The sequence below is a fragment of the Roseomonas sp. AR75 genome, assembly GCF_005222815.1.
Lineage (GTDB): Bacteria > Pseudomonadota > Alphaproteobacteria > Acetobacterales > Acetobacteraceae > Falsiroseomonas.
The window spans coordinates 711,886-735,966 of record NZ_STGB01000002.1 but is presented as its reverse complement, the minus strand read 5'-3'; the positions used below and the strand labels follow the sequence as shown (position 1 = coordinate 735,966).

Here is a 24,081-nt window from a genome sequence, read left to right as displayed (position 1 = left end):
TGAGACGGGAGGGGCGGCGCCCCTCCCGGCTCGCCTTCACCCTCCGGCGAACTCGCTCCGCCGGTAGCCCTGCGCGAACAGCAGCGCCGTCAGGTCGCCATGGTCCACCCTCGCCCGCGACGCCGCGGCGACGGCGGGCTTCGCGCGATACGCGACGCCGAGCCCCGCCGCCTGGATCATGTCGAGGTCGTTTGCGCCGTCGCCCACGGCCAGCGTCGCCTCCATCGGCAGCCCGTTCGCGCTGGCCAGGCACGTCAGCGTCGCCAGCTTGCCGTCGCGGCCGAAGATCGGCTCCGCCACGCGCCCGGTGAGCTTGCCGTCCTGCACGATGAGCGTGTTCGATACGTGCTCATGGAATCCGAGTTTCTCCGCCACGCGCCCGGTGAAGAAGGTGAAGCCGCCCGAGGCCAGGCAGCACATCGCGCCATGCGCGCGCATCGTCGCGACCAGCGCCTGCGCCCCCGGCATGATCGGCGTCTGCTCCCAGGTGGCCTCCAGCGCCGAGACATCCAGCCCTTCCAGCATGGCGACGCGCGCGACCAGCGCTTCGCGGAAATCGAGCTCCCCATTCATCGCGCGCGCGGTGATGGCGGCGATCTTCTCCTTCAGCCCGGCGAAGGCGGCGATCTCGTCCAGCGTCTCGGTGGTGACGATGGTGCTGTCCATGTCGGCGACGAGCAGGCCCTTGCGCCGCCCCTCGCGGGGCTGCGCGATGGCGTCCACCGGCGCGCCGCCCAAGGCCGCCTGCACCGCCGCCACCGCCTGCTCCGGGGAGCCGGTGAAGGGGATGTCGGCGGCCTCGTTCTCCGAGAGCCAGTCCGGCGTGCCGGGCGCGCCGCCCAGCGCATCGAGCGCGGCGCGCGCCTTTCCCAGCAGGGCGGCATCGAGCGCGCCCAGCGGGGCGATCAGGGTCAGGGTGTGCGGCATGGCGCGCGCCCTGTGCCATCGTGACCGGCACGGCGCAACCCGCGGCGATCCTGGTCGCCGGCCCCACCGCCTCGGGCAAGAGCGCGCTGGCGATCGAACTGGCGGAGCGGTTGGGCGGCGCGGTGATCAACGCGGATTCCATGCAGGTCTATCGCGAGCTGCGCGTGATCACCGCGCGGCCGGGCGACGCCGATTTGGCGCGCGCGCCGCATGCGCTCTACGGCGTGCGTCCGGCGGCGGAGGCGGGCACCGCGGCGTGGTGGCGCGGCGAGGCGCTCGCGGCGATGGAAGCAGCGCATGCGGCGGGCCGCGTGCCGATCCTCTGCGGCGGCACAGGGCTCTACTTCGCCGCGCTGACCGAGGGCCTGTCCGACATCCCGCCGATACCCGCCGAGGCGCGTGCGGAGGCAAGGCGTCTGCTGGCGGAGGAGGGACCGGCCGCGCTGCATGCGCGCCTCGTGGAGCGCGACCCGGAAACCGCCGCGCTGCTTCGCCCGAGCGATAGCCAGCGGCTGGCCCGCGCCTTCGAGGTGGCGATCGGCACCGGCCGCGGCCTCCGCGCCTGGCAGCGGCAGGGCGGCACCGGCCCGGCGCCCTGGCGCTTTGCCGCGGTCGTGCTGGACCCGCCGCGCGGCGCGCTGCGCGCGGCCATCGCGGCGCGCTGGGCGGCGATGCTGACCGGCGGCGCATTGGCGGAAGTGCGCGCCTTGGCGGAGCAGAACCTGGACCCCGCGCTGCCGGCGATGCGCGCGCATGGCGTGCCGGAGCTTCTGGCGCATCTGCGCGGGACGATGACGCTGGAGGCGGCCTCGGCCCGCGCCATCCTCAACACGGGGCAATACACCAAGCGCCAGGCAACTTGGTTTCGCCACCACGCTCTGGCGCCGCCGACCCGGATGAGTTTCTTTCAATCGAGATGGGGAAGTTATACGCAAGAATCAGAAAGTTTGTTAGAAAATTTCGCAGCTTTCGTTGAAAAGCGCGATTGACGCACTGCGGCATGGCGCGTATGGGTGCCGCCCCCGGCCGGGACAGGCCCTGCCGGGCCCTTGGCAGAGCGCGCCCAGCGCAGGAAAGCACGCACGACAATGTCCGCCGCCACCCAGCACGCCGACCCCGCCGCCCTGACCATGTCGGGCGCCGAGGTCGTCCTCCGCGCGCTGAAGGAGCAGGGCGTAGAGGTCATCTTCGGCTATCCCGGCGGCGCGGTGTTGCCGATCTACGACGCGATCTTCCAGCAGAACGCCATCCGCCACATCCTGGTGCGCCACGAGCAGGCGGCGGTGCATGCCGCCGAAGGCTATGCCCGCTCCACCGGCAAGGTGGGCTGCGTGCTGGTGACCTCCGGCCCCGGCGCGACCAACGCCGTGACGGGCCTGGTGGACGCGCTGATGGACAGCATCCCCGTGGTCTGCCTGACGGGCCAGGTGCCGACGCATCTGATCGGCAACGACGCCTTCCAGGAAGCCGACACCACCGGCATCACGCGCCCGGCGACGAAGCACAACTACCTCGTCAAGAAGAGCAGCGACCTCGCCCGCGTGGTGCATGAGGCCTTCCGCGTGGCGCGCACCGGCCGGCCCGGCCCGGTGGTGATCGACCTGCCGAAGGACATCCTGATCAACAAGGCGCCCTACACCGAAGCGCCGCCCGAGGATCAGCCGCACCGCTCCTATCGCCCGCAGACCGAGCCCGACATGGGCCAGATCCGCAAGGCAGTGGCGCTGCTGAAGGCGGCGAAGCGGCCGGTGATCTACAGCGGCGGCGGCGTGATCAATGCCGGCCCGCATGCCTCGGAGCTGCTGCGCCAGTTCGTGCACATGACAGGCTTCCCCTGCACGAACACGCTGATGGGCCTCGGCGCCTTCCCGGCGAGCGACCCGATGTTCCTGGGCATGCTGGGCATGCACGGGACCTACGAAGCGAACCTCGCGATGCATGGCTGTGACGTCATGCTGAACATCGGCGCACGCTTCGACGACCGCGTGACCGGCAAGCTGAGCCACTTCTCGCCGGATTCGAAGAAGATCCACGCCGACATCGACCCGTCCTCCATCAACAAGAACGTCAAGGTGGAGGTGCCGATCGTCGGCGATGCCGGCCGCGTGCTGGCCGCGCTGATTGCCGCCTGGAAGGACGACGCGACCCAGCCGGACAAGGAGGCGCTGGCGGGCTGGTGGCGTCAGATCGACGGTTGGCGCGCCAAGGACTGCCTGCGCTACACGCAGAAGGGCAGCATCATCAAGCCGCAGCATGCGGTGAAGCGGCTGTATGAGATCACGCGCGAGCTCGGCCGCGAGACCTTCATCACGACCGAGGTCGGCCAGCACCAGATGTGGGCGGCGCAGTATTTCGGCTTCGAGAAGCCGAACCGCTGGATGACCTCGGGCGGGCTCGGCACCATGGGCTACGGCCTGCCGGCGGCGATGGGCGTGCAGATCGCGCACCCGGATGCGCTGGTCATCGACATCGCCGGCGAGGCGTCCATCCTGATGAACATCCAGGAGATGGGCACGCTGGCGCAGTACCGCCTGCCGGTGAAGGTGTTCATCCTGAACAACGAGTACATGGGCATGGTGCGCCAGTGGCAGGAACTGCTGCATGGCGGGCGCTATTCCGAAAGCTACTCCGCGGCGCTGCCCGATTTCGTCAAGCTGGCCGAGAGCTTCCACGCCGTCGGCCTGCGCGCCACGAGCGCGGACGACCTGGATCGCGTGATCCGGGAGATGATCGCGGTGGACAAGCCGGTGATCGCGGACATCGCGGTGGACCAGAAGGAAAACTGCTTCCCGATGATCCCCTCGGGCGCGGCGCATAACGAGATGATCCTGGGCCCGGACCAGGAGGGCAACGCGGCGCTGGTGACGGACGAGGGCAAGGTATTGGTCTAGCGACCCGACGGCTCTCGCGCCCCCCACTCGCACGTTAGCCCTCTCCTCCTGATGGGGGAGAGGGTTGGGTGAGGGGGACGTGCAGGATCCGAACATCGCCGCCAACCGGCTCGCCCCCCTCACCCATCCCTCTCCCCCCTGCGGGTGGAGAGGGCCTGCTCCTCGGAACCAAAAAAGATGCCTGATCCCAACGAAAACGCCCTGCGCGCCGCGACGATCGCGGTGCTGGTGGAGAACGAGCCGGGCATCCTGGCCCGCGTCGTCGGCCTGTTTTCCGGCCGCGGCTACAACATCGAAAGCCTGACTGTCGCCTCCGTGGACGCGGAGCGGCGCCTCTCCCGCATCACCATCGTCACCACCGGCACGGAGATGGTGATCGAGCAGATCAAGGCGCAGCTCGACCGGCTGGTGCCGGTGCACAAGGTCTCCGACCTCACGCTGGAAGGGCCGCACCTCGTTCGGGAGCTCGCGCTGATCAAGGTGATCGGCACGGGCGACGACCGGGTGGAGGCGCTGCGCCTGGCGGATGCGTTCCGCGCCCGCGTGGTGGACGCCACCACCGAGAGCTTCGTCTTCGAGATGACGGGCAACGCCGACAAGATCGACGCCTTCTGCGCGCTGATGCAGCCCATCGGCTTGGCGGAGGTGAGCCGCACGGGCGCGGTGGCCATCGCGCGGGGCGGGCGGACACTTGCCCGATGAAACTCCGGGGCCTCCGGGTGGTTGCGCCTGCGCAACTCCCGGAACCGCCACGATGAAGCTCTTCGCCTGCGAGATCTGCGGCAACCTGCTGCATTTCGAGAACACGCGCTGCGAATCCTGCGGCGCGCCGCTCGGCTACCTGCCGGAGCGCGCGACTCTCTCCGCGCTGGTGGAGGAAGGGGGGCAGCTTCTGGCGCTGGGCGACGAGCGGCGCCCGCATCGGCGCTGCACCAACGCGCAATACGACGCCTGCAACTGGATGATCCCCGCGGAGAGTGCGGCGGAATACTGCGCCGCATGCGCGCATAATCGCTTCGTGCCGGACCTGTCCAATTCCGCGAACCAGCTGCTGTGGCGCCGCGTGCAGTTCGCGCTCCACCGGCTGATCTACACGCTGGACCGCATGAAGCTCCCGCACCCGTTGCGCCCGGAAGGCGCCGAGGAAGGCGGGCTGGTCTTCGACGTGCTCGCCGACCCCGATGATGCCGAGGCACCGCGGGTGATGACCGGCCACAACGAAGGCCTGATCACGCTGGCGCTGGCCGAGGCCGACGATTCCGAGCGCGAGAAGCGGCGCGCCGCGATGGGCGAGCCGTACCGTACCCTGCTGGGACATTTCCGGCACGAGGTCGGGCACTACTACTGGAACCTGCTGGTGCGCGACGCCGGAAGGCTGGAGGAATGCCGCGCCGTGTTCGGCGACGAGCGCCCCGACTACGGGCAGGCGCTGCAGGCCCACTATGCCAAGGGCGCCGATGAAAGCTGGCGCGGCCTGTTCATCTCCTCCTACGCCGCCGCCCATCCGTGGGAGGACTGGGCCGAGACCTGGGCCCACTACATGCACATCCAGGACAGCCTGGAGATGGCCGCCGCCTTCGGGCTGGATGTCCGCCCGCGGCTGGATTCCACCGGCGAGCTCACCGCCCGCATCCGCTTCGATCCCTACGCCCAGAAGGACTACGCCCGGATCGTGGATGCCTGGATGCCCGTGACCATCGCCATGAACGGCATGAACCGCTGCATGGGCACCCCGGACCTCTATCCGTTCGTCATGTCGGATGCGGTGATCGGAAAGCTGCGCTACATCCACGGCCTGGTTCTGGAACAAGGCTCAACCCGGACGGCACGCGAGGGCGGCCGGACGACAACGAAGAGGAACTGAGATGCGCGTCTATTATGACCGCGATGCGGATGTGAACCTGATCAAGGCCAAGAAGGTCGCGGTCATCGGCTTCGGCAGCCAGGGCCATGCCCATGCGCAGAACATGCGCGATTCCGGCGTGAAGGACGTGGTTATCGGCCTGCGCCCCGGCGGGTCCTGGAAGAAGGCGGAAGCCGCCGGCTTCAAGGTTATGACGCCGGACGAGGCCGCGAAGTGGGCCGACGTCACGATGGTGCTGACGCCGGACGAGCTGCAGGGCGACCTGTATCGCGACAAGCTGCACGACAACCTGAAGCCCGGCTCGGCGATCGCCTTCGCGCACGGCCTCAACGTGCATTTCAACCTGATCGAGCCGCGCCCCGACATCGACGTGTTCATGATCGCGCCGAAGGGCCCCGGCCACACGGTGCGCGGCGAATATCAGAAGGGCGGCGGCGTGCCCTGCCTGGTGGCGGTGCACCAGAACCCGTCGGGCAATGCGCTTGAGATTGCGCTGTCGTACGCCTCTGCCGTTGGCGGCGGCCGTTCCGGCATCATCGAGACGACCTTCAAGGAGGAGTGCGAGACCGACCTGTTCGGTGAGCAGGTCGTGCTCTGCGGCGGCCTGGTGGAGCTGATCAAGGCGGGCTTCGAGACGCTGGTCGAGGCCGGCTACGCGCCGGAGATGGCCTATTTCGAGTGCCTGCACGAGGTGAAGCTGATCGTCGACCTGATCTATGAGGGCGGCATCGCCAACATGAACTACTCCATCTCCAACACGGCCGAGTACGGCGAATACGTGACGGGTCCGCGGATCATCACCGCCGAGACCAAGGCCGAAATGAAGAAGGTTCTGGAGGACATCCAGTCCGGCCGCTTCGCGCGCGACTGGATGCTGGAGAACAAGGTCAACCAGGCCAGCTTCAAGGCCACGCGCCGCCGCCTGGCCGAGCACCCGATCGAGGAGATCGGCGAGAAGCTCCGCGGCATGATGCCGTGGATCAAGAAGAACCAGCTGGTGGACAAGGCGAAGAACTGATCGCCTTGCTCCCTTCCCCCTTCGCGGGGGAGGGCCGTTTCTTCTCCTCCCCCGCAATGCGGGGGAGGCCGGGAGGGGGCGCATACGCCCCTATCCCGCCGCGCGCCGCTCCAGCGCGATCTCCCACAGATGCGGCCAGCACTTGCCGGTGACGAGGAGGTTACCCGTCTCCCGTCGCCAGGCGATGCCGTTCAGCACCAGCGGATAGACCAGCCGTGCTGGATCGGGGTTGAGGCCCGTCAGGTCGATCCACCCCGTGATCCGTCCATCCGCCGGATCGATCATCGCGATGAAGTCGGTCTGCCAGACATTCGCGTAGAGAGTTCCATCGGCGTATTCCAGCTCGTTCAGGAAGCCCACCGGACCGACGCTGTCCGTTGCGAACACCCAGCGCCGCGGGGCCATGGTGGCGGGATCGAGGAACTGGATGGCCGAGGACCCGTCGCTCATGATCAGCGCTGTGCCATCCGTCGTCAGGCCCCAGCCCTGCGACAGGTAGCGGAACTGGCCTTCGCGCGCGAAGGTTGCGGCGTCGTAGATCCAGCCGGTATTGGCGAGGTAGCTGAGCTGATAGAGCCGGCCATCCAGCAGCGCCACGCCCTCGCCGAAATAGCGCGCGTCGAGCGCCGCCTCGCGCAGCACGCGCCCGGTCTCGAGCTCCCAGGCGCGCAGCCGGGATTGCCCGTAGAGGCCCGTGCCTTCGTAGATGATGCCATCCGCATGCACGAGGCCCTCGGTATAGGCGGTGACATCATGCGGATAGGTCCGCACCACGCGGTAGCCGAAGACTGGCGTCGCGCGCTGTTCGAGCACGCGGGCGCGCGTCACCTCGACATGCGGCGTCTCGACGGGCGCAGCGGCGGCGGCCCGGCGGGCGAGCAGGGGCAGGAAGGCAGCCCCGGCGAGCGTCCGGCGATGCATCATGGCTCCTCGACATCCGTTCCGAAGGCGATTGTACGCCGGCCTTGCGCGGCCGGACCATCCCTGCGCCACTGCGCGTGACGAAGCTGCCACTGCGGAGGAACAGCGCCATGAAGACCATCGCCTGCCTGCACACCGCCGCCGGCAATGTCGCGGTGTTCGACGCGGCCTGCCCGCCCGGCGCGACGCTGACCCACACGCTGCGCGAGGACCTGCTGCAGGGGGCCGAGGCCGCCGGCGGGCTGACGGACGCCATCGCCGAACGCACCGCCCGCGCGCTGGAGGCGCTGGCAACGCCGGGCGTGGATGCCGTGCTGCTCACCTGTTCCACCGTCGGCCCCGGCGCCGCGAAGGCACGCGCGCCCGTCCCGGTGCTGCGCGTGGACGCGGCGCTGGCCGAGACGGCGACGCAGCAGGGCGGCAAGGTCGTGGTGCTCTGCGCCGTCGAGACCACCATCGAGCCATCTCGAAAGATCTTCGCGGAAGCCGCCGCGCGGAACGGCGCGGAGATCGAGGTGCGCCTGGTGCCTGGCGCCTGGGCTGCCTTCCGTGCCGGCGATCCCGCCACCTATCACCGCCTTGTCGCGGAGGCCTCCGACGCTGCCTATGCGGCGGGCGCCGCCTGCGTGGCGCTCGCCCAGGCCTCGATGAGCGGCGCCGTCGCGCTGGCGAAGGGCAGGAAGCCGCTGGCCAGCCCGCCCGTGGGCCTGGCCGCGGCGCTTGGCGCCGCCTGATCGTGCACAAGGGTGCGACCGGATGCAGCCGCCCGCGTCCGCCGCGCGCTGTGCAGGATCGGAATGATCGATGACAGCGAGGCGCGATGTTCGACAAGGTGAGGCACGCCGTGGCGACGGCGCTGGATGCGGCCGCCGGCCTGGTCGGCCTGCGCGTGGGTGAGGAGCCGGCATACGAGGTGGTCGGCCGCGCCGCCGCGGCCGAGATCCGGCGCTACGGCGCGCGCCTGGTGGCCGAGACCAACGCCGCCGGCGAGGAAGGCCAGGCGCGCAACGAGGGTTTCCGCCGCCTCGCCGACTACATCTTCGGCGCCAATGCCGGGCAGGCGCGGATTGCCATGACGGCACCCGTGGCGCAGGAGGGCACGCGCATCGCCATGACCGCGCCGGTCGCGCAATCCGGCACGCCGGAGGGGTACGTCATCCGCTTCTTCCTACCAAAGGCGCTGCGCGATCCGCCCGCGCCGCGCGATCCAGCCGTCCGCATCGCCGAACTGCCGGCGACGACGATGGCGGTGCTGCGCTTCTCCGGCTCCACCGCGCCGGAGGCGGTCGCCGCGGAACGTGCGCGGCTGCTGCGCGCGCTGGAGGGCTCGGCCTGGGTGGCGGAAGGCGAGCCGGTCACCTGGTTCTACGACCCACCCTGGACGCCGCCGCCGCTGCGCCGGACAGAAGTGGCGGTGCCGGTCGCGAAGGCATGAGGACGGCCTTCGTCGCGGCCGCGCTGCTGGCCTGCCTCGCCTCCCAGGCCGAGGCGCAGACCCGCGGCTGGGCGGAAGAGAAATGCGCGCGCTATGGGCAATCCTGGTCGGAGGCGCTGGCGCGTTTCGGCCGCGATGGGCTGGGCGAGGACTTCCTCGCGCGCCACGATGCCTTCCTGGCCTCCGGCTGCCGCACACGGGATGTCTGCCCCCGCTCCCCGAAGGAACTGGCGATCGCCGACGCCATGACCATCGCCGCGATGAATGCCGGCACGGCCAGCAGCTTCGTCCCCTTCATCTGCCGGGACTGAGCGCGATAGACTTGCGGGCATGACAGACGCCCGCTTCCCCGATGACGGCTCCGGCTATCCCCGCGACATGCGCGGCTACGGCGCCAACCCGCCCGACCCGCAATGGCCGAACGGCGCGAAGCTCGCCCTGTCCTTCGTGCTGAACTACGAGGAGGGCGGCGAGAACACCGTGCTGAACGGCGATGCCGGCAGCGAACTCTATCTGCACGAAGTGCCCGGCGGATCGCCGACCATCGGCGAGCGCAACCGCAGCACCGAGACTCAGTTCGACTACGGCGCCCGTGCCGGCGTGTGGCGCGTGCTGCGCCTGTTCGCCCAGCAGCGCTTCAACCTCACGGTCTATGGCGTCGGCCGCGCGCTGGAGCTGAACCCCGATGTCGCGCGCGCCTTCGCCGCTGCCGGCCACGAGGTCGCGTCGCACGCCTGGCGCTGGTTCGACTACCACGCCATGAGCGAGGCCGAGGAAGCCTCCGACATCGCCCGCTGCGTCGAGACGATCGAGCGGCTGACCGGCACGCGGCCGGTCGGCTGGTACACCGGCCGCTTCAGCCCGCGCACGCGCCGCCTGGTCGCGCGCCATGGCGGCTTCCTCTACGATAGCGACTCCTACGACGACGACCTGCCGCACTACGTGAAGGTGGAAGGCAGGCACGTGCTGGTGATCCCCTACACGCTCGACAACAACGACATGAAGTTCGCCGTGCCGCCCGGCTTCGGCGACCCCGACGGATTCGAGCGCCACCTGCGCGACGCCTTCGACATGCTGCTGGAGGAGGGCAGGGCAGGGGCGCCGAAGATGATGTCGGTCGGCCTGCATTGCCGCCTGGTCGGCCGACCCGGCCGCGCCCGCGCGCTGCAACGCTTCCTGGCGCATGTCGCGGCGCATCGGAACGAGGTTTGGGTCGCGCGCCGGGCCGACATCGCGCGGCATTGGTGGGCAACGCACAAGCCGGGCTGAACACTCGCGCCGCGCTGCCAAAGCCCGGCTTATGGGATCATTTGCATTTCTCGCTATTCGCCGCCGGTCGTCCACCCCTAGCATCGCCCTGCAGGGCCGAGAGGGGTGGACGTGAGCCTGGATGGAAAGCCGCAATACCGCCTGGGCGTCGATATCGGCGGGACCTTCACCGACATCGTGCTGCTGGGCGAGGATGGCGCGATCCACACGCGCAAGCTGCTCTCCTCCCCGCCCGACTACAGCGAGGCGATCGAGATCGGCGTCGCCGCGCTGCTGGCGGAAACCGGCATCGCCGCCGCGCAGGTGAGCGAATTCGCGCACGGCACGACCATCGTCACCAACTCCATCATCGAGCGGAAGGGCAGCCCCGTCGCACTGCTGACGACCCGTGGCTTCCGCGACGTGCTGGAGCTCGGCCGCTACCGCACGCCGCGCCTCTACGACCAGAGCTTCCGGCGCCCCGAGCCCCTGGCCGAACGCCGCCTGCGCTTTGAGGTGACGGAGCGCATGGATGCCGAGGGCAAGGTGCTGGTCCCCGTCGCCATCGCCGAGCTGGAGGACATCGCGGCGAAGATCGAGGCGTCCGGCGTCGCCTCCGTCGCGATCTGCTTCATCAACGCCTATGTAAACGGCGAGAACGAGGCGACGGCGCTGCGCTTCCTGGAGGCGCGCCTGCCGGGCCTGCCGATCTCCGCCTCCTCGCAGCTTCTGCCGCAGATCCAGGAATACGAGCGCACCTCCACCACCGTGGTGAACGCTTATGTGCGGCCCATCGCGCAGCGCTACCTGGATGCGCTGGCCGCGCGGATGCGGCGCATCGGCATCACCTGCGACCTGATGATCATGCAGTCCTCCGGCGGCGGCGTGCCGGCGGCGGTCGCGGCGAAGAACCCGGTGACGATCATCGAATCCGGCCCGGCCGCGGGCGTCGTCGGCGCGCAGCGGCTGACCGCGGCGCTCGGCCTCGGTGATGTCATGGTGGTGGATGTCGGCGGCACCACCGCCAAGGCCTCCATCATCGAGGACGGGCAGTTCACCATCGCGACCGAAGCCGAGGTCGGCGGCCCCGCGGCGATGGGCCACCGCCTGATGAAGGGCGGCGGCTATGCCGTGCAGGCGCCGACCATCGACATCGCCGAGGTCGGCGCCGGCGGCGGCAGCATCGCGCAGGTCGATCTCGCCGGCGGGCTGCAGGTGGGGCCGCGCAGCGCGGGGGCGATGCCGGGACCGATCTGCTACGACCAGGGCGGCGAGCTGCCGACGGTCACGGACGCCAACCTGGTGCTCGGCTATCTCAGCCCGAAAGCGCTGGTCGGCGGCGACCTCGCGCTGAACAAGCCGAAGGCGGAAGCGGCGATCGCCGTGCTGGGCGAGCGCATCGGCCTCTCGCCGGTGGATACGGCCTACGGCATCCACCTCATCGCCAACAGCAACATGATGCGCGCGCTGAACGGCGTCTCGTCCGAGCGCGGGCGCGATCCCTCGCAGTTCCGCCTCTTCGCCATCGGCGGCAACGGCTCGGTGCACGGGACCAAGCTGGCGGACGATCTGCGCATGGACACGGTGATCGTGCCGCCGGTGGCCGGCGTGTTCAGCGCGCTCGGCCTGTTGTTCGCCGATGTCGAGCATCAGGTGATCCGCGCCTTCTATCGCAACCTGATCGAGGTGGACCACGCGGCGATGACGGCGCAGCTCGGCGCGATGGCGGAGGAGGCGCGGCGGCTGCTGGACTCCGGCGGCTACGGGCCGGACGCGCAGGAGATCCTCTGCGTTGCCGAGGTCCGCTACTTCGGCCAGATGACGACGCTGCCGATCACCCTCACGTCGCTCGCGATCGACGATGCCGTGCTGCAAAAATGCGCCGCGGATTTCGCCCGCGCGCATGAGGCGACCTATGGCTACAGCTCGCCGACCGAGCGGCTGCAATTCGTCGCGCTGAAGGTGCTGGGCAGGGGGCTTTCCGCCAAGCCGCGCGTGCCGCGCGCACTGTCTTCCGACCGCCGCTCGACGGCGGAAGAATCGCGCCGTCCCGTCTATTTCGGCCCGGAGCTGGGCTGGCTCGACACGCTCGTCACCAGCCGCGACGGCCTTGCCACGGGACCGCGGCGCGGGCCGATGATCATCGAGGAATACGACAGCACCTCCGTCGTCCGCCCCGGCTGGACCGCGGAACTCGACGCATGGAGCAACATCGTGATGCGGAGGTCCGCGTGATGACCGCCCCGGCCGCGATCGACCCCGTCAAGCGGGAGCTGATCAAGAACGCGCTGACGACCATCGCCGACAACATGATCGCGCTGGTGATCCGCACCTCGCGCTCCATCGTGGTGAAGAACAACCTGGACTTCTCCGCCTCCGTGCTGAATGCGCGGGGCGAGATGGTGGCGCAGGGGCTCTCCCTGCCCGGCCATCTCGGCGCGACGGAGCCGGCGCTGCGCGGCTGCCTCGACCAGTTCGGCGACGACATCCGCAAGGGCGACATCGTCGGCAGCAACGATCCCTATGCGGGCGGCAGCCACCTCAACGACATCTTCATGTTCCGCCCGGTCTTCGCGGGCGATGAGATCGTCGCCTATGTCTCCATCATCATCCACCACACCGACATGGGCGGCCGCGTGCCCGGCGGCAACGCGACCGACAGTTCCGAGATCTACCAGGAAGGGCTGCGCATCCCGCCCGTGAAGTTCCTGGAGGCGGACAAGCCGAACGACACGCTGCTGCGGCTGATCCGCAACAATGTCCGCGTCTCCGACCGTGTGCTCGGCGACATCCAGTCGCAGATCACCAGCCTGGTCGTGGCGGAAGCCGAGTTCCAGCGCGTGCTGAAGGACTACGGCGTCGCGACGGTGAAGACCTACATGGACGACCTGATCGACTATGCCGAGAAGCTGACGCGCGCAGGCCTCGCCGCGCTGCCCGACGGCGTCGGCGAGTTCACCGACTGGATCGACGACGACGGCACGCCCGATGGGCCCCCGGTCAGGCTGCAGGTGAAGCTGACGAAGACCGGCGATTCCGCGGTGATCGACTTCACCGGCACCTCGCCGCAGACCTCCGGCGCGATCAACCCGAACAAGCACTTCGCCATCGGCCTGGCCTACGCCGTGGTGCGCACCGTGCTGGACCCGAACATTCCCGCCAATGCCGGCTTCAACAAGGCGATCACGGTGATCACGCCGGAAGGCAGCTTCGTTAATCCGCGCTTCCCCGCGCCGGTCGGCGCACGCGGCCTCGCCGGCTATCGCGTCCGCCACGCGGTCTCGGGCGCGATGGCGATGCTGGTGCCGGACCGAATGGCCGCCTGCGTCGGCGGCAGCGAATTTGCCCTCGTCCTCGCCGGCTATCCGAAGGACGGCAAGCCCTTCCTGATGCTGGAATTCCACAACCTCACCGGCGTCGGCGGCGGGCCGCATGCGGATGGGCAGGATGGCGGCTCCTGGTGCCTCGGCAACATCGCCAACGTGCCCTGCGAGGTGATCGAGGCGGAGGGGCCCGTCCGCATCGACTGCTATTCCTTCCTGCCGGACACCGACGGCGCGGGGAAGTATCGCGGCGCGCTCGGCCTCGTGCGGGAGTACCGGCTGCTGGCCGAGGATGCGCTGATCCAGCTTCGCTCCGACCGGTCGAAGAACCCGCCCTATGGGCTGTTCGGCGGCCAGCCCGGCGCGCCCGGCCGCATCTTCATGAACCCGCGCACGCCGGAGGAGCGGCCCGCCAAGACCAAGTTCATCGGCCGGATGAAGCAGAACGAGGTGCTGCGCGGCGAGATGCCGGGCTCGGGTGGCTACGGCAACCCCAGGGAGCGCGACGCGGCCGCGGTTGCCGAGGATGTGCGGCAGGAGAAGATCAGCCTGCAGCGCGCGCGGGATGTCTATGGCGTGGTCGTCGATCCCGTGAGCTTCGCCGTGGACAAGGCGGCGACGGCGGCGCTGCGCGGCGGCTGAGATGCGCGCCGCGTCAGGGCGTCCGCGCGCGCATGCCCGCCGCCTCCAGCCGCGCGGCGGCGGCGCGGGCGGCGCGGTGTGCCTCCGCCACCAGGCCGGAGACGGCGCGGCTGCGTGCGCCCTGCGTCGGCGCGACGGCGGCAAGCGTCAGCGGGATCTCCGCTTGCAGCGGCACCGCCAGCAATCCCTGCGCCTCCGCGCTCAGCAGCAGCAGCGGGTTGAGCAGCGCCACGCCCACGCCCTGCCGCGCCAGCGCGATCGCGGCATAGACGTTGTTCACCTCGATCCCGCTCGCGGCATCAGTGCCGATGCGCCGGCGCAGCGCGCCGATGGGCAGGTCGCCATGCGCGGCGAAGATGGTCGTGTGCTGGCGCAGCGCCTCCAGCCCGATCGCGCGCCGCCCCGCCAGCGGATGGTCCGGCGCCATCAGGCAGGCGAGCCAGGTGGTCAGCAGCGGCTCGGCCCCGGCCAGCGCGCCGGTATCCGGCTGATTGACGAAGCCGAGCTCCACCGCCCGTTGGCGCAGCAGGTCCAGCACGCCGGCATAGGGCTGCACCTCGATGCGGATCGCCACGCGCGGGCTGCTGCGCTGGAAGCCGGAGATCACCGCCGGCAGCAGCGTGCCGCTCATCGACAGGATGGAGGCGACGCGCAGCGTGGCCACTTCCGCCTCGCCCGCCTGCAACGCCGCCACCTGCAGCCGCACCGCATCGGCTTCGGCCAGCAGCCGCTCGACCGCGGGCAGCAGCGCCTCGGCGGCCGCGGTCGGCAGGATATGCCGCTGTCCCCGCGTGAAGAGCTGCAATCCCGTCTGCGCCTCCAGCTCCTTCAGCGCCAGGCTCGCCGCGGGCTGGGAGATGCCGATGCGGCGCGCGGCCGCGGTCAGGCTGCGCGTGCGCATCAGCGCCGCGAACAGTTCCATCGCGCGCAGGCTGGGCGCGCGGATCATCGCCCGCTCCAGCGCGGGGAAGGGCGGCGGCACGCAGCGTCCGGCAGGCGCATGGCGGTTCTCCGTTCCTGCAGCCTAGACCGGCCCGTGCATGGCCGGAAATGGCGCATGCTGGTCGCCCCGGGCCAGACATGGTTCGATCGCCCGACAGGAAAGAGTGAGCCCCGATGTCCGCGACGCTGACCCCGACGAATTCCCCGATCGTCGCCGCCTATGTCGCGGCGACCCCCGGCTCCGCCGCGCTGCATGGCCGCGCGGCCGAGGTGCTGCCGAGCGGCATTGTGCATGACAGCCGCCGCGCCGAGCCCTATCCGCTGTATGTCCGCCGCGCCGCAGGCCCGCGCAAATGGGACGTGGACGGGCGCGAGATGGTGGATTTCTACGGCGGCCACGGCGCGCTGATCCTCGGCCATTGCCACCCCGCCATCACAGAAGCGGTGATGGCGCAGCTGCATCGCGGCACGCATTTCGCCGCCTGCCACGAGGCCGAGATCGAATGGGCCGCGCTGATCCAGCAGATGGTGCCCTGCGCGGAGCGCGTGCGCTTCACCTCCTCCGGCACGGAAGCCACGCACATGGCGGTGCGGCTGGCCCGCGCCTTCACCGGCCGGTCGAAGATCATGCGCTTCCGCCGCCACTTCCATGGCTGGCACGACCACATGGCCTTCGGCGTCGACGGGCATTTCGACGGCACGCCGACCCCCGGCGTCCTGCCGGAAGTTGCCGCCGAGGTGGTGCTGCTCAAGGCCGGCGACATTGCCGCGGTGGAGCGCGCCTTCGAGCAGGACAAGGACATCGCCGCGGTGTTCCTTGAGCCGACCGGCGCGTCCACCGGCGCCGAGCCGCTCGATCCCGCCTTCCTGCGCGGCCTGCGCGAGGCGACGCAGCGCCACGGCGCCGTGCTGATCTTCGACGAGGTGGTGACCGGCTTCCGCATCGCGCCGGGCGGCGCGCAGCAGGCCTTCGGCGTGACGCCCGATCTCTGCACGCTGGCCAAGATCGTGGCCGGCGGCCTGCCCGGCGGCGCGGTGGCGGGCAGGAAGGACATCATCGACTGGCTGGACTTCGACATCTCCGCCGCGAAGAAGCGCGAGAAGATCAAGCACCAGGGCACCTACAACGCCAACCCCTGCTCCGCCGTCGCCGGCGTGGAGGCGCTGCGGCTGATCCGCGATACCGACGTGTGCGGCCGCGCCAACGCCGCCGCGCAGGATATGCGCCGCGCCTTCAACACGGTGCTGGCCGAGGAAGGCATCGCCTGGTCGGTCTATGGCGACCACTCCGTGCTGCACTTCTTCACCAACCCGACCGGGATGGAGCTCGACCCGCAGGATTTCGACGCCAGCGCGCAGCCGCCCGAAATCTTCGCGGGCGATCCGCGCAAGGCAATGTTGCAGAAGCTGTATCTCGCGCTGGCGCTGCACGGCGTGGACCCGAAGGGCAGCCGCGGCGCCATCGTCTCGGCGGTGCATGGCCCGGCCGAGATCGGGGCCGCGGCGGAAGCGTGGCGTCGCGCGCTGCGGATGCTGCGTGCCGAGGGCGAGGTGACGCATCACTGACCGCGAGCGGCGGCCAGCAGCGCCTCGGACCAGGTGAAGATCGCGGGCATGCCGCCGGTGTGGACGAACACCACGGCATCTTCCGCGCCGAACAATCCGGCGCGAATGTCTGCGATGAGGCAGGCCGCGGCCTTGCCGGTATAGACGGGATCGAGCAGCACGCCTTCGTGTCGCGCGAACAGCAGCAGCGCCTCGTTCCCGGCCTCGGTCGGGATGCCGTAGTCGAGGCCGACGAAGGCATCCGTGTTGATCACGTCGTCCGGTGAAACGCGCGCATCCAGACCGAGCTTTTCGGCGGTGCGGTTGGCGATCGCGGCGGTGCGGGTCGGCACGTCGTGCCGGCGGCTTGCGGTGACGCCGCGCACGGCGAAATCGGCGCCGAGCGCCGCACGTGCCAGCGCCATGCCGGCCTGTCCCTTGCCGCCGGAGGAGAGATAGAAGGCGCGCGGCGCGACGCCCTGCGGTGCAAGCTGCTCCAGCATCTCCAGCGTGGCGTCGAGATAGGCGAGGGCGGAGCCCATCTCGAACATCGGATCGTCGCTCATCATGTAGGGCCGTCCGCCCGCCGCGCGCACCTCGTCCGCCGCGGCGTCCAGCATGGCGCGCTGTTCCGCCGCGTCACGGGCGAGGCGCACATCGGCGCCGAGCAGATGGTCCAGCAGCAGGTTGCCCTGTAGCGCCGCGGGCGGCGCGCCTTCCAGCACCAGGACCGTGCGCAGCCCGAGGCTGTTCGCAGCACCCGTGGTCTGGCGCGCGGAATTGGATTGCAGGTCGAGCCCGACGATGATCGTGTCCGCGCCCTGCGCCACCGCGTGCGCCAGCCGAAATTCCAGGTTGCGCAGCTTGTTGCCGCCGAGCGCGATGCCGGTGAGGTCGTCGCGCTTGACGAAGATGCGCGGACCGCCGAGCTGCCGCGCCAGCCGCTTCGCCTCCACCATCGGGGTGGGGCGAAGCGCCAGCGGGATGCGCGGGATCGCGGCGATGCGCTTGCGCAGCGCCGCGAAGCGGTCTGGCGTCACGCTATTGCGGCTCGACCCCGGCGGCGCGCAGCGCGTCGCGCCACAGAGTGGTGCTGTTCGCCAGCAACTGCCGCAGCCCGCCCGGCGTGGCCTGCGCCTGTTCGAAGATGGCGGTGTCCCAGGAGCGCATGCGCGCGATCACCTCGGGATCGCGCCCGGCCGCCTGCAGCGCCTGCGACAGCCGGTCGATCACCGGCTGCGCGGTGCCGGCCGGCGCGAACAGGCCGTACCAGATCGTCATCGCGGCCAGCCGGTCGAGTCCGGCCTCGGTCGAGGATGGCACGTCAGGCAGGCTTTCGATCCGCCGCGCTCCGGTGACGAGGAAGGCGTTCACCGCGCCGGCCTTCGTCTGCGGCACGGCGGCGCCGGTGCCGTCGCACATCAGGTCAACGCGCCCGGCGATCACGTCGGCATAGGCAGGGCCGGAGCCGCGGTACTGCACCATCGTCACCTTCACCCCCGCGGCGATCTCGAACAGCGTGGCGCAGAGATGCGTGCCGCTGCCGAGGCCGGCGGACGCCATCGTCACAGCTTCCCCGCGACGTCGCACCAGCGCGACGAGTTCGTTGATGTTCTGGGCCGGGAACTGCTTGCCGGCGATCAGCACCATGGGCTGCTCACCCGCGAGGCCCACGGGCGCGAAGCCGCCGATCGGGTCGAATTGCAGGTCGCGGAACAGCGCGGGCGCAGTCGCCATGCCGATATGGTGCATCAACAGCGTGTAGCCATCCGGCGCTGCGCCCGCGACCTGGCGTGCGCCGATCATGCCGCCGGCGCCGCCGACATTGGTCACCACCACCGTCTGGTGGAGGTTGCGTTCCATCGCCGCGGCGAAGACGCGCGTCAGCCCGTCGGCCGGACCGCCGGCGGCGAAGGGCGAGACGATGTTGATGGTGCGCGTCGGCCAGTTCGCCTGCGCGAACGCCTCGGCTGTCGATGCCAGCAGCCCCGCGACGAAGAGCAGGGAACACAGCGCGCGTCTGGTCATGCCTCTTGTCTTTCCCGATGCGGAAACCGAGGCGCTGGCGGAGCAGGGCGTGGATCGTGCCGCGTGCCCGATGCGCCGATTGCCACCAGCATGGCGCGACGACCGCAGGAGAGACAAGATACTTTCGTCGGCCCGCCTCAGTGTCGTGAGGACGCTTCGCGCATCGCCTGGAACGCCCGCGGCAGCATTGCCGCGTCGTCTGCCGCGCCGAGATGCAGGATGCGCTCGGCGAAGGCATCCGCGGCGGTCGGCGCAACGCCAAGACCGTCCGCCAGGCAGCCACGGAACTTGGCGAAGATCGCGTCTTCCGCCATCGGCTCCTCCGGGCTGCCGAGCACGCGCTCGCGCGCACGGACGATACGGCTGCCATCGGCGAGCTCGATCGCGACGATGGTCGGCGCGAGTGCAGTCGGCGAAATCGCGTCGTCGGCCACCACCGCGATGCGCTGCGCCAGCGCGACCAGCGCGGGATCGTGCAGCGTGGGTGCGCGGAAGCTCTCCAGCCCCGCCTCCCCGGTGGCGAGCGCGACGGCGAAGGCATAGGCCGCGCTGAACTGCGCGTGCACCACGGGATTGGCGGCGGTGGCGGGATCGTAGCGGCAGCCGACCGCGCCGTGGTTCACGCGGCTGAGCCGGATGGTGCCCGCGCGCAGCATCTCCGGCCGCAGGCCCTCGGCGCGCAGCGCCAGCGCGACCTGGATGGTGGAATGGCTGCAACGGCAGCAAGGGAACGGCTTCATGGAGACGTTCATCGCCTCCCACCGCTCGCCCCAGCCAGCCAGCAGCGAGTCCGCGTCGAACTCGCCGCGCTCATGCAGCGCGGCGAGGCCCGCCCGACCCTCCAGCGGCTGCTTCGGGCCGGCGATGCCGGCACGCGCGAGGACGGCGGAGAGCACGCCCGAGCGTGCCGCGAAGCCCGGCCCCATGCGCTTGGTGAGGGCCTGCTCGAACAGCCCCTGGGCGCTGCCGCCAAGCTGCGCCTGCGCGATGCCGAGCGCGGAGAGCAGACCGCCGGAATCGAGCAGCAGCGCCTTTCCCGCGGCGGCCGCACCGGCGAGATGGCCGAGCGCCGTCGTCGGGTGCCAACCCTTGCCGAGACTGTTGTGGGCGGCGAGGCCCAGCCGGCAATGCAGCTCGACGCCAAGCGCGACGGCGGTGAGGAAGGTGGCGCCGTCCAGCCCGCCCCGGGCCTCGGCGGCCGCCAGCGCGGCGGGCAGGGCGACGCAATAGGCATGCACGCGTGCATCGTCGTGCTGGTCGTCGAAATCCATCGCATGCGCCGCCATGCCGTTGCACAGCGCCGCGGCATCCGGCGCGCCGCGCCAGCCGCCAAGCAGCGCCGTGGCCGCGCCCGGGGCCGGGTTCCACCCGCCCATCAGCGCCGTCACCTCCGCCACGCCCGGCGCGCGTGCGGCCGCGCCGAGCACGCCGAAGGTGTCGATCAGGAACAGGCGCACGCGATGCAGCAGCTCCGGCGGCAGCTGCGCGGGGCCGGTCTCGGCCAGTCGCGCGGCGAGCGCGCGGCTCAGGCCGTCACTCATGGCCGTAGAAGCGGCGCGCCGCCTCCGGCGTGACATAGCCGTAGTCGAGGTCGCGGCGCAGCAGGTCCGGGGCGCGATCCCGTGGATCGCCGCAGCCGCCGCCACCGGCGGAGCGGCAGGTGATGCGGTCGCCTGGCAGCAGGCGCACGCCGCTATCCTTGGTGCCGATGGGGATCGTCCGGTCGCCGCGCGCGATGTTGTACTCGTGCACGATCCCGGGCGCGCCGCCGCCGATGCCGTAGGGCGCGACGACCACGCCCTCGCCCGCCGCGTTCAGCACGCCTTCCGCCGCGCCCTCGTAGCGCAGCACATAGGTGCCGCCGAGGCCGCCGCGCTGCCGGCCGGCGCCGCCGGAATCCGGGCGCAGCGCGTGGCTCTCCACGAAGAGGGGAAAGCCGGCTTCCGTGCGCTCGATGCTGGGCGAGGGCGAGCCGCCGGGATTGTGGATGACGCCGAGATTGCTCCAGCCATCCTCCGCCGCATTGCCGCCGGCGCCGCCGCGGTTGGAGAAGAGGTGCCAGATATAGGGCTTGCCGTCGCGGTCGGTGCCGGCAATGACGAAGCGGAAGCGGCGCGCGAAGCCGGCCAGCGCCGCGCGCGGCGCCGCCCCTTCCATCGCACGCAGCACGGCCTCGATGATGACGCTGCCGGTCAGCGTGGTGCAGCCCGTCACCGGGGCGGGCGGTGTGGAATCCACGATGCTGCCCTTGCGCGTGAGGATGCGGATGCAGCGCGCGCTGCCATCGTTGAGCGCGCGCTGGCCGTCGCTGAGATACATGAAGGCGACGTTCACGCAGGCCGCGGTATTGGCGAAGGGGCTGTTCATGAAGGAGCGGACCTGATCGGGGCAGTCGCGAAAATCCACCGTGACCTCCTCGCCGGCAAGCTCCACATGCACCGTGATCGGCACGCGCGCATGGCCGCAGCCGTCGTCGTCGAGATAGCTGACGCCGGTGTAGCGGCCGGACTTCCAGCGCGAGAGCTGCGCGCGCATCGCGGCCTCGCCGCCATCCAGGATGGCCTCGGCGCAGCGTTCCACCTCCTCCGCGCCGTAGCGCTCGAACAGCGCCATCAGGCGCTCGGCGCCGACCCGCACGGAGGCGACCTGCGCCATGATGTCGCCGCGCATGTCATCGGGCTTGCGCGTGTTCTGGCAGACGAGGCGGAGCACGTCCTCGCGCATCCGGCCGCGCTCCGCCAGCTTGGTCGGCGGGATGCGGATGCCTTCGTGGAAGATCTCCCGCGCCTCGGGGCTGTAGCCGCCGGCGGAAAGCCCGCCGATGTCGCCCTGGTGCGAGCGGTTCGCCACCCAGAGTCGGATGCGCCCCTCGAAGAAGACCGGCGTCGCGATGGTGATGTCCGGCAGGTGGCTGCCGCCCCAATAGGGGTCGTTCGCCATGAGGATGTCGCCTTCCGCGATGTCGCCAGCGAAGGCTTCCTGCATCGCGCGCATCGCGAAGGGCATGGCGCCCATGTGGATCGGCACGCGCTCGGCCTGCGCGATCACGCGGCAGTCGGAATCCAGCACCACGGCGGAGAAGTCGCGGGACTGGTTCAGCAGCGGCGAGAAGCAGGTGCGGATCATCGTCTCCACGACCTCCTCCGCCACGGCGAGGAACTTGTAGCGCACCACCGCCAGGGTCAGCGGATGCACGCCCTTTCGCGCCGTCGCGCTCATGCCGCGGACTCCCTCGCGATGACCAGGCTGCCATGCGCGTCGATCCGGCCGACGCTGCCGGGATTGACCAGCACGGAGGTCGAGGCGGAATCGATCAGCGCAGGTCCGCGCACCACCATCCCGTGCCGCAGCGCGTCGAACCAGAACACGTCGGCCTCCATCCAGTCGCCGAGATAGATGCGGCGCGTGCCGCGATGCGCCGCCGCGGGATCGTCGTCGCCGCGCGCCGCGCGCGGCAGGTCGAGCGGCGGCAGCCTGCCGAAGACCGCGACGCGGCAGGTGTCCACGAAGCCTGGCACCGCGCGATGCACGTGGTGATAGAGATGCTCATACGCCGCTTCGAACTTGCGCCCGAGCCAGTCGAGCGAGGCGGCGGCCAGGTCCGCTTCCTCCGCACGCACCTCGACGGAAAAGATCTGGCGGTGGTAGCGGCAATCGAGCAGCCGGGTCACGCGGATATCCTGCTCGGCGAATCCTTCCTCCCGCAGCAGCGCGCGGCCCTGCGCTTCCAGCGTGGCGAAGGCATCGGCGAGATCGGCCGGGCGCAGCGCCGGGATGGCGCGGCCGATGGTGCAGGCGAAGTCGTGCCGCACATCGCTGGATAGGAAGCCGAGCGCGGAGAGAACCGACGCCTCGCGCGGGATGATCGCCTTCGGGATCAGCAGTTCCCGCGCCACGGCATCGGCATGCGCGCCGCCGGCGCCGCCGAAGGACAGCAGGCCGAAATCGCGCGGATCGAAGCCGCGCCGCACCGTGCAGGCGCGGATGCCCTCGGCGATACGCGTATTGGCCAGAGTCATGATCGCCAGCGCCGCCTCCTCCACCGAAAGGCCGAGCGGCGCGGCGACGTGCGTCTCGATCGCCTGCGTGGCCAGGCCGCGTGAAAGCCGCATGCGTCCGCCGAGGAAGGTCTCGGGCGAGATCAGGCCGAGCACGACATTCGCGTCGCTCAGCGTCGGCAGCGTTCCGCCGCGGCCGTAGCAGGCTGGGCCCGGCTGGGCGCCGGCGCTTTCCGGGCCGAGTTCCAGGATGCCCGATGCGTCGATCTTGGCGATGCTCCCGCCGCCGGCGCCAAGTGCCGTGATGTCGAGCGCCGGGATCGCCACCTTGATGTCTCGGAACTCCGTCTGCCGCCGTTCCAGCGGCAGCGCGCCCTCGATCAGGCAGATATCCGTGCTGGTCCCGCCGATGTCGCAGGTGACGAGGCGCGGCGTCTCCGTCAGCCGGGCGAACAGCGCACCCGCCATGCTGCCGCCGGCGGGGCCACTGGTGATGGCGCCGACGCCGTGCCGCACCGCCTGGTCGATCGGCAGTGCGCCGCCGGTGGACTGCATCACCATGACGGGCACGCCGAGCCCTGCCTCGGCCAGCCGGCTGCGCAGGCGTTCGAGGTAGCGTCCGAGGCCTGGTCCCACATAGGCGTTCACCGTGGCCGTGGAGAAGCGGTCGTACTCGCCTTCCCGGTTCAGCACCTCATGCGACAGCGAGACATAGGGCTGCCACGCGCCGGCTTCGATGATCGCGCGCACGCGGCGCTCATGCGCATTGTTGCGGTGCGCGTTGAGGAAGCCGACGACGACGGCATCAACCGCTCGCTCGCGCAGCGCCGCGATCGCGACCTGCACATCGGCCTCGTCCAGCGGCTGCTCCACCTTGCCGTCCCAGCGCACGCGCTCGCGCACTTCCACGCGCAGCGGGCGGGGGATGAGTGGCTGCGGGAAGGGCTCGCGCAGGTCGTAGCGGTCGGCCTTGGTGCCTTCGCGCAGTTCCAGCAGGTCGCGGAAGCCGGCCGTGGTGATCAGCCCGACGCGCGCCCCCTTGCGCTCGATCAGCGCATTGGTCGCGACGGTCGTGCCGTGGATGAACAGCGTCGTCACGCGCAGCAGGGCCTGCAGCGACAGGCCGCAGGCCTCGGCAAGCTGGCCGAGCCCCTGCACCACGCCGACCGATTGGTCTTCCGGGGTGGAGGGCGTCTTGGCGACGTGCAGCCGCCCACCCGCCTCCACCGCGACGATGTCGGTGAAGGTGCCGCCCACATCGACGCCGATCCGCATGTCCTGGTGAGCCCCTTGATCACG

General features: G+C 70.5%; 20 protein-coding genes. 12 read left to right on the top strand and 8 right to left on the bottom strand.

Features of this window, described 5'->3' with window-relative positions; genetic code table 11:
* Window positions 1-36 precede the first annotated feature (36 nt).
* On the bottom strand, window positions 37-927 hold the full coding sequence (gene serB / locus E4T13_RS11405) for a phosphoserine phosphatase SerB (protein WP_137178375.1): 891 nt from the start codon (window positions 925-927) through the stop codon (window positions 37-39).
* Window positions 928-947: 20 nt separating this feature from the next.
* Between serB and miaA the strand changes: the two genes are divergently transcribed.
* The 5 genes from miaA (at window position 948) to ilvC (ending at window position 6,700) form a co-directional block, all read left to right on the top strand.
* Window positions 948-1,916: a tRNA (adenosine(37)-N6)-dimethylallyltransferase MiaA gene (gene miaA / locus E4T13_RS11400; protein ID WP_306768487.1), complete on the top strand. Its 969-nt coding sequence runs from the start codon at window positions 948-950 to the stop codon at window positions 1,914-1,916.
* Between the two features lie 99 nt (window positions 1,917-2,015).
* Window positions 2,016-3,818, top strand: a complete 1,803-nt coding sequence (locus E4T13_RS11395) for an acetolactate synthase 3 large subunit (RefSeq protein WP_170984945.1) — start codon at window positions 2,016-2,018, stop codon at window positions 3,816-3,818.
* Window positions 3,819-3,995: 177 nt separating this feature from the next.
* Window positions 3,996-4,520 carry an acetolactate synthase small subunit gene (gene ilvN, locus E4T13_RS11390; protein WP_137178373.1) on the top strand — a complete coding sequence of 175 codons (525 nt, stop codon included), beginning with the start codon at window positions 3,996-3,998 and terminating at the stop codon, window positions 4,518-4,520.
* 52 nt (window positions 4,521-4,572) lie between these two features.
* Window positions 4,573-5,682 (top strand): putative zinc-binding metallopeptidase, encoded by a 1,110-nt coding sequence (locus E4T13_RS11385; protein ID WP_137178372.1) that lies wholly within the window; start codon window positions 4,573-4,575, stop codon window positions 5,680-5,682.
* Window position 5,683: 1 nt separating this feature from the next.
* Window positions 5,684-6,700 (top strand): ketol-acid reductoisomerase, encoded by a 1,017-nt coding sequence (ilvC, locus tag E4T13_RS11380; protein WP_137178371.1) that lies wholly within the window; start codon window positions 5,684-5,686, stop codon window positions 6,698-6,700.
* 90 nt (window positions 6,701-6,790) lie between these two features.
* On the opposite strand, the gene E4T13_RS11375 is transcribed toward ilvC, so the two are convergent.
* A complete protein-coding gene (locus tag E4T13_RS11375; RefSeq protein WP_206030146.1) occupies window positions 6,791-7,624 on the bottom strand; it encodes a glutaminyl-peptide cyclotransferase in 834 nt (277 codons plus the stop codon).
* 107 nt (window positions 7,625-7,731) lie between these two features.
* Between E4T13_RS11375 and E4T13_RS11370 the strand changes: the two genes are divergently transcribed.
* From E4T13_RS11370 to E4T13_RS11345, 6 genes are all read left to right on the top strand, one after another.
* Window positions 7,732-8,355 (top strand): aspartate/glutamate racemase family protein, encoded by a 624-nt coding sequence (locus E4T13_RS11370; protein ID WP_137178370.1) that lies wholly within the window; start codon window positions 7,732-7,734, stop codon window positions 8,353-8,355.
* Window positions 8,356-8,441: 86 nt separating this feature from the next.
* Window positions 8,442-9,056, top strand: coding sequence for a heme-binding protein (locus E4T13_RS11365; RefSeq protein ID WP_170984944.1), 615 nt, complete (start codon window positions 8,442-8,444; stop codon window positions 9,054-9,056).
* Complete coding sequence (locus E4T13_RS11360; RefSeq protein ID WP_137178369.1) at window positions 9,053-9,367, top strand: hypothetical protein; 315 nt, start codon at window positions 9,053-9,055, stop codon at window positions 9,365-9,367. Before E4T13_RS11365 ends, E4T13_RS11360 begins: the two co-directional genes overlap by 4 nt.
* Before the next feature lie 19 nt (window positions 9,368-9,386).
* Complete coding sequence (puuE, locus tag E4T13_RS11355) at window positions 9,387-10,325, top strand: allantoinase PuuE (RefSeq protein WP_137178368.1); 939 nt, start codon at window positions 9,387-9,389, stop codon at window positions 10,323-10,325.
* Between the two features lie 111 nt (window positions 10,326-10,436).
* Window positions 10,437-12,539, top strand: a complete 2,103-nt coding sequence (locus E4T13_RS11350) for a hydantoinase/oxoprolinase family protein (RefSeq protein ID WP_170984943.1) — start codon at window positions 10,437-10,439, stop codon at window positions 12,537-12,539.
* The gene (locus E4T13_RS11345; protein ID WP_170984942.1) at window positions 12,539-14,269 is read left to right on the top strand and encodes a hydantoinase B/oxoprolinase family protein; all 1,731 of its coding nucleotides are present in this window, start codon (window positions 12,539-12,541) and stop codon (window positions 14,267-14,269) included. Before E4T13_RS11350 ends, E4T13_RS11345 begins: the two co-directional genes overlap by 1 nt.
* Window positions 14,270-14,282: 13 nt before the next feature.
* On the opposite strand, the gene E4T13_RS11340 is transcribed toward E4T13_RS11345, so the two are convergent.
* Window positions 14,283-15,218, bottom strand: coding sequence for a LysR family transcriptional regulator (locus tag E4T13_RS11340; protein WP_137178365.1), 936 nt, complete (start codon window positions 15,216-15,218; stop codon window positions 14,283-14,285).
* Window positions 15,219-15,385: 167 nt separating this feature from the next.
* Between E4T13_RS11340 and E4T13_RS11335 the strand changes: the two genes are divergently transcribed.
* A complete protein-coding gene (locus tag E4T13_RS11335) occupies window positions 15,386-16,777 on the top strand; it encodes an aspartate aminotransferase family protein (RefSeq protein ID WP_137178364.1) in 1,392 nt (463 codons plus the stop codon).
* On the opposite strand, the gene E4T13_RS11330 is transcribed toward E4T13_RS11335, so the two are convergent.
* The 5 genes from E4T13_RS11330 to E4T13_RS11310 all read right to left on the bottom strand — a co-directional run bounded on the left by E4T13_RS11330 (window position 16,771) and on the right by E4T13_RS11310 (window position 24,057).
* A complete protein-coding gene (locus E4T13_RS11330; RefSeq protein WP_206030145.1) occupies window positions 16,771-17,796 on the bottom strand; it encodes a pyridoxal-phosphate dependent enzyme in 1,026 nt (341 codons plus the stop codon). The two genes, E4T13_RS11335 and E4T13_RS11330, sit on opposite strands and share 7 nt — an antisense overlap.
* 1 nt (window position 17,797) lies before the next feature.
* Window positions 17,798-18,784, bottom strand: a complete 987-nt coding sequence (locus tag E4T13_RS11325) for a tripartite tricarboxylate transporter substrate binding protein (RefSeq protein ID WP_137178363.1) — start codon at window positions 18,782-18,784, stop codon at window positions 17,798-17,800.
* A 137-nt stretch (window positions 18,785-18,921) separates the two neighbouring features.
* Entirely contained in the window at window positions 18,922-20,325 is a 1,404-nt protein-coding gene (locus E4T13_RS11320) for an MmgE/PrpD family protein (protein ID WP_170984941.1), read from the bottom strand.
* Window positions 20,318-22,003: a hydantoinase B/oxoprolinase family protein gene (locus E4T13_RS11315; RefSeq protein WP_137178361.1), complete on the bottom strand. Its 1,686-nt coding sequence runs from the start codon at window positions 22,001-22,003 to the stop codon at window positions 20,318-20,320. Before E4T13_RS11315 ends, E4T13_RS11320 begins: the two co-directional genes overlap by 8 nt.
* Window positions 22,000-24,057, bottom strand: a complete 2,058-nt coding sequence (locus tag E4T13_RS11310) for a hydantoinase/oxoprolinase family protein (protein WP_137178360.1) — start codon at window positions 24,055-24,057, stop codon at window positions 22,000-22,002. Before E4T13_RS11310 ends, E4T13_RS11315 begins: the two co-directional genes overlap by 4 nt.
* Window positions 24,058-24,081 lie beyond the last annotated feature (24 nt).